This window comes from Massilia orientalis (assembly GCF_030411975.2).
In the GTDB taxonomy this organism is placed as follows: Bacteria; Pseudomonadota; Gammaproteobacteria; order Burkholderiales; family Burkholderiaceae_D; genus Telluria; species Telluria orientalis.
Genome location: NZ_JASNRB020000063.1, coordinates 1 through 5,249 on the forward strand (window position 1 = coordinate 1; position 5,249 = coordinate 5,249).

Below are 5,249 nucleotides of genomic sequence, written 5' to 3' on the forward strand. Positions count from 1 at the left end.
AGAACTGTATTCGGTACTGCCTTGCTGCATTTGCGAATCGTTTTGTTCGTCAGCAGCAGAGAAGTGAGATTATGCAGTAGTTCGCTTAACTCGTCAACCCCTCGTCTGTTTTGTTGCGCCGTCGTTACCGACTCATTTCCTTGCGCTGCAAAACAGGAGGCGAACTATAGCAAAGGCTGGCCCCAGTGCGCAAGAGGATCACGGCACCAAATGCTCGAGAATCGAATGCGCAACCTCCACCCTGGCCGAATTCGGGTAATTCTTATTGGCGAGCATGACAATCCCGACGCGCCGTTGCGGTACGAACAGGACATAGGCGCCAAATCCGCGCGTCGCGCCCGTCTTGTTGAAAAGCGTCCCCGGCGGCGGGACCTGGGCCGGCTCAAGCCGGACGGCCGGATTCGGCTCGGCGCTCATCTTCGTGGAATTCCCTGCCTGCAGCGCAGCCAGGCTCACGGGCGCGCGGTACTGCTCCCATCCGAGCCCTTGCACGGTATCGCCGATGCGGAAATAACCGGTGTGCGTGCAATCGATGGCGCGCCGCATCGGTTCCGACAGGCTGCTGGCGTCGATGTTCAGCTGGACGAAGCGGATCATGTCGGCCGCGCTGGCTTTTACGCCATACGTCTCCGCGTCGAACGGTCCGGGGCCGACGCGCACCGGCCGGTTGGCCTTGTCGTAACCCCAGGCGTAGTCGCCCATTGCGCCGGCAGGTACGCGGATATGACTGTGCTTCAGGCCCAGCGCGGGGAACAGCCAGCCTTCGACGGCATCGGCAAACCCGACGCCCAGCGCCCGCGCCGTCACATGGCCGAACAGCCCGAGACTGGGATTCGAATACCGGCGGAGCGTGCCGGGTGCGGCGTCCGGGCGCCACGTGCGGAAGTAAGCGATCGTCTGCGCCTCGGTCTCGACATCGTCCGGGAATTGCTGCGGCAGGCCTCCCGGCGTGTAGGTGCCCAGTTCGAGCACGCTCGCACGGTCGATCGCGCTGCCCTTCAACTGCGGGACGTATTGGCCGGGGTGATCCGCGAGCGACAGCTTGCCGAGCCCCTGCGCGTAACACGCCAACGTCGCCGTGACGGTCTTGCTGACGGAGCCCAGCTCGAACAACGTGTTTTCGGTAACGGGCTTGTGCTCCTGTTTCGACGCCTCGCCATAATTGAAGAACAGCGCCTGGCCATCCACCGTGACGGCGACTGCGATGCCGGGTACGTCGTGCTGCGCCATCAAAGGCTGGATCGCGCGGTCGACGGCAACACGCACGGCGGCGGCATCGACGGCGCCTGCCGTCAGCGGCAACAACGACAGGCATGCGAGGGCGATGGATTTTGTAGACAAGGCATTCTCCGGGTTCGTTCGTGACGGGCACCAGTATAGGCAGGGCCCCATGCGCGCCGACAGCGTAGCCGTCCCGGCAAACCGGGCGTTCGTCACATCGCCGACTTCAGCGCGCCCAGGTAACGCTCGCTGACGGCGACCGTGGCGCCGCAACGCAGCCTGAGCCGGTAGCTGCCGTCGCCGGCGGAATCCAGCCGCGCGATCTCGCCGCGCCTGACGATCGCGCCGCGGTGCACGCGCAGGAAATCCTCGGGCGCGAGCAGCGTTTCGAGGCGGTTGAGCGTGATGCGGTGCAGGACCGTGCGCCCGGCCAGGTGCAGCTCGACGTAATTCCCGGCCGATTCGATCCACAGGATGTCGGCCACCCGGATCTGTTCGATGCGGCCGACGGAGCGCACGTTGATCCGCTCCGGCCGCGCGGCGGTCTGGCTGGCATCGACGTAATCGCGCAACGCCGCGCCATAGGCCTCGCGCTGACGCTGTCCCAGCATGGCGCCGATCCGCTCGACCGTCTGGGCAAGGCGTGCATCGTTCAGGGGCTTGAGCAGGTAGTCGAGCGCGTGCACGTCGAACGCGTCGATCGCGTGTTCGCTGTAGGCCGTCACGAACACGATGAGCGGCGGCGCGCATGCGCGGCTGATCTCGCGCGCGAGCACGAGGCCCGATTCGGCCGGCATCTGGATGTCGAGGAAGATGACGTCGACCTCCTGCGCCGCCAGCACCGCGCGCGCGGCCGCGGTGCCGTCGCATTCGGCCACGAGCCGCCAGTCCGGATGCGCGGCCAGGGCCAGGCGCAGATTCGAACGGCTGGGCAGTTCGTCGTCGACGATCAGGTAGCGCACCGGCATGCTCACTCCCGCGCCAAAGGCAACCGGACTTCGGCCACGAAGCGGCCGTCCTGCAGGGTCGTGCGCAGCGTCGCGGTGGGATGCATGAGGCGCAGCCGCTCGCGCGTATTCGCGAGCCCGAGACCCGCGCCGGGATTAGGCGACGCCTGCGCGAGCGCGGGATTCGTCACCCGGATCGTGAGCGCCGCGCCGCCGGACACGAAGGACAGGCGAATATCGCTCGGTCCGTCGTGACAATCGAGATCGTGGCGGAGCGCGTTCTCGATCAGCGGTTGCAGCAGCAGCGGCGGACAATCGACGTCGTGCAGCAGCGCGTCGTCGCCTTCGATGCGGACCTGCAGCCGGTCGCCGTAGCGCAGGCGTTGCAGGTCGAGGTAGTCGCGGACGAACTGCAGCTCGTCCGCCACGGTCGCCGTATTGCGCACGCTGGCCGACAGCGCATAGCGCAGCAAGTCGCTCAGGCGGCCGATGCCGCCGAGGGCCAGGGTGCGGTCGCCTTCGCGCACGAGCGCGCTGATCGCGTTCAGCGCATTGAACAGGAAGTGCGGTTCGAACTGCGCGCGCAGGGCCAGCATGCGCTGCTCTTCAAGCGCGAGGCGCAGATTCAGCATGTCGGTCTGGCTGCGCTGCCACGCCAGTTCGCGCTCGCGCGCCTGCCGCCAGTAGTGGACCGCAAGGATGGCGGCGAACGTGCCCGTCGTCGAGAACCAGCCGACCAGCAGCATCTTCATCAGCAGGCGACGCGCATCGTCGACGCTCGCGATGTGCAGATAGCCGCGCAGCCACGCCATGTACGTCCACTGCGCGGGCTGGAACACGAGCACGAGGCCCACGAACAGCAGGAACACGTTGCGCGGACGGGCGATCAATCCGGGCCAGCGCGCCAGTGCGAGGATCAGGCCTGCGCTCAGGACGATCAGCGGCACGGCGTACTCCACGAACCACGTCACCAGCAGCGACGGATAGTGGCTGTCCACGCCAAGGCGCAGGTTGTCGCTGTAGGTCTGCAGGGCGCCCAGGGTGCTGATCGCCGTCCACGAGAGCACGACGATGGCGATGGTCCTTACCGCGGGCGGTGTCGATGGCGGGGAAATGGCGTGCTGCGTCATCGGGGAAGTATAGCGTGCCGGTGGACCGCGGCCGGCGGCTTCGTCACGTGGAAGCGGTGTTTCGTCACGGCGGCGTTACCGTCGTACCGGCATGGCCGCAGAATCGGTGACGCATCCTCTTTATCAACTCTCCAGCTACCCATGAAAAACACGATACGCCTGGCCGCCGCGCTCCTGCTCGGCGGCGTCTCCGCTTCCACCGTCGCCGGCATGACGGAGTGGCTCGCGCCGCAGGATCCGTTCCCCATCTACGGCAACACGTACTACGTCGGCACGCATGGCATCGCCGCCGTGCTGATCACGTCGCCGGCGGGCCACATCCTCATCGACGGCGGCCCGCCCGCCGCGGCCGACCAGGTCGCGGCGCATGTCCGCGCGCTCGGCTTCAAGGTCGAAGACATCCGCTACATCCTGAATGGCCACGATCACTTCGACCACGCCGGCGGCATCGCGGCACTGCAGAAGATGAGTGGCGCCTCGGTGCTAGGCAGTCCGGCGTCCATCGCCGTACTGAAGTCGGGGCAGCCGGACAAGCGGGATCCGCAATATCCCAGCCTGATCCCGATGACACCCGTGGCCAACACGCGCGCGGTACGCGACGGCGAAGTCGTGACACTCGGGCCGCTCGCCGTCACGGCGCACTTCACGCCGGGGCACACACCGGGTGCCACCAGCTGGACGTGGCAATCGAGCGAAGGCGGCAAGACGATGCGCGTGGTGTACGCGGACAGCCTCACCGCCCTGGCCGCAGACGGCCGTAGTTTCAGCAGGAATCCGCTCTATCCGACCGCACGCGCGGACGTCGAGCGTTCGATCACCACGATCGAAGGACTGGAATGCGACGTCCTCGTGAGCGCGCATCCGGATTTCGGTGATCTTTGGGAGCGGAAGGAGAACAAGGCTCTCGTCGATCGCGACGCCTGCCGCAAGTACGCGGCGGTCGCGCGGGAATGGCTGGCGAAGACGCTGGCGGCCGAGGGGCAACCATGACGGTCGTCCGCAAGCTGCTGTTGGCGTGCTGCTTCGCGTGCAGCCTGGCCTCGGCCGCGCCACCTTATGTGCTCGACGACACGGAAGTGCGCGACGTGCACGCGGGAGCGCTGAACCGCAACTACCAGGTATTCGTCGCGCTGCCGGATTCGTATCGGTCGTCGAACCGGCGTTATCCCGTGGTGTTCGTCGTCGACGCGAACTACGCCTTCCCCGTTGCGCGCGGTATCGCCCAGCGGCTGGCCAAACATGCGGGTCTGGAAGAGGCGATCGTCGTCGGGCTGTCGTATGCGAAGGGCGACAGTCCCGTGTACAGCCGGCGCCGCGATTACACGCCGTCGATGCCCCGGGGCCAATACGTCTCCGATATGCCGGGACGCAGCGCCGCGTTCGGCGAGGCGCAAGCCTACGGACACTTTATCGCAGCGGATGTCTTCCCAGTGATCGCCACGAACTACCGGGCCGACATGAGCCGCAAGATCTTTGTCGGCCATTCGTATGGCAGCCTGCTCGGCTTGCAAGTGCTGTTGAGCGAGCCGGCCACGTTCGACCATTACATCCTCGGCAGTCCATCGCTGTGGTTCGACCAGGGCGTGATGTTCGATCGGGAACGGGCTTATGCAAAGGGACACAAGGATATGCCGGCGTCGGTGTTCTTCGGTATCGGCGGCCGGGAGACATTGCCGGCGAACCGGAAGCGGTCGCGAACGGAAGAGAATGCGGACATGGTCGCGGATCTATGCGACTTCGACGCGGCATTGAAAACGCACCGGTATCCGAACCTGAAAAGCCGTCTCGAAGTATTTGCGGACGAGGATCATGCCAGCGTCTTTCCACTGGTGCTGACCCATGGCTTGCGGGCGTATCTGAAGAAGGTGAAGTAGAAAGCAAAAAGCCCGCTCAGTGCATACTGAGCGGGCTTTTCTAATAACTAGCCTGACGATAACCTACTTTCACACTG

The 5,249-nt window shown here is 65.6% G+C and carries 4 protein-coding genes and 1 pseudogene; 2 read left to right on the forward strand and 3 right to left on the reverse strand.

The annotated features are described in order from the left end of the window. Window positions 1-198: 198 nt before the first annotated feature. From ampC to QPK29_RS33265, 3 genes and pseudogenes are all read right to left on the reverse strand, one after another. Window positions 199-1,346: pseudogene (gene ampC, locus QPK29_RS33255) on the reverse strand (class C beta-lactamase). A gap of 87 nt (window positions 1,347-1,433) precedes the next feature. Next, window positions 1,434-2,189 carry a LytR/AlgR family response regulator transcription factor gene (locus tag QPK29_RS33260; protein WP_371772402.1) on the reverse strand — a complete coding sequence of 252 codons (756 nt, stop codon included), beginning with the start codon at window positions 2,187-2,189 and terminating at the stop codon, window positions 1,434-1,436. A 2-nt stretch (window positions 2,190-2,191) separates the two neighbouring features. After that, complete coding sequence (locus QPK29_RS33265; RefSeq protein ID WP_371772401.1) at window positions 2,192-3,298, reverse strand: sensor histidine kinase; 1,107 nt, start codon at window positions 3,296-3,298, stop codon at window positions 2,192-2,194. A gap of 141 nt (window positions 3,299-3,439) precedes the next feature. On the opposite strand from QPK29_RS33265, the gene bla reads away from it, so the two are divergent. Both bla and QPK29_RS33275 read left to right on the forward strand, forming a co-directional pair. Further along, window positions 3,440-4,288 carry a subclass B3 metallo-beta-lactamase gene (bla, locus tag QPK29_RS33270; protein ID WP_371772400.1) on the forward strand — a complete coding sequence of 283 codons (849 nt, stop codon included), beginning with the start codon at window positions 3,440-3,442 and terminating at the stop codon, window positions 4,286-4,288. Beyond that, on the forward strand, window positions 4,249-5,172 hold the full coding sequence (locus QPK29_RS33275; RefSeq protein ID WP_371772399.1) for an alpha/beta hydrolase: 924 nt from the start codon (window positions 4,249-4,251) through the stop codon (window positions 5,170-5,172). The genes bla and QPK29_RS33275 overlap by 40 nt, the downstream gene beginning before the upstream one ends. Window positions 5,173-5,249 lie beyond the last annotated feature (77 nt).

Coding starts and splice junctions, on each gene's coding strand:
- QPK29_RS33260 (WP_371772402.1), bottom strand. CDS start 2,189: ATGCCGGTGCGCTACCTGATCGTCGACGACGAACTGCCCAGCCGTTCG.
- QPK29_RS33265 (WP_371772401.1), bottom strand. CDS start 3,298: ATGACGCAGCACGCCATTTCCCCGCCATCGACACCGCCCGCGGTAAGG.
- bla (WP_371772400.1), top strand. CDS start 3,440: ATGAAAAACACGATACGCCTGGCCGCCGCGCTCCTGCTCGGCGGCGTC.
- QPK29_RS33275 (WP_371772399.1), top strand. CDS start 4,249: ATGGCTGGCGAAGACGCTGGCGGCCGAGGGGCAACCATGACGGTCGTC.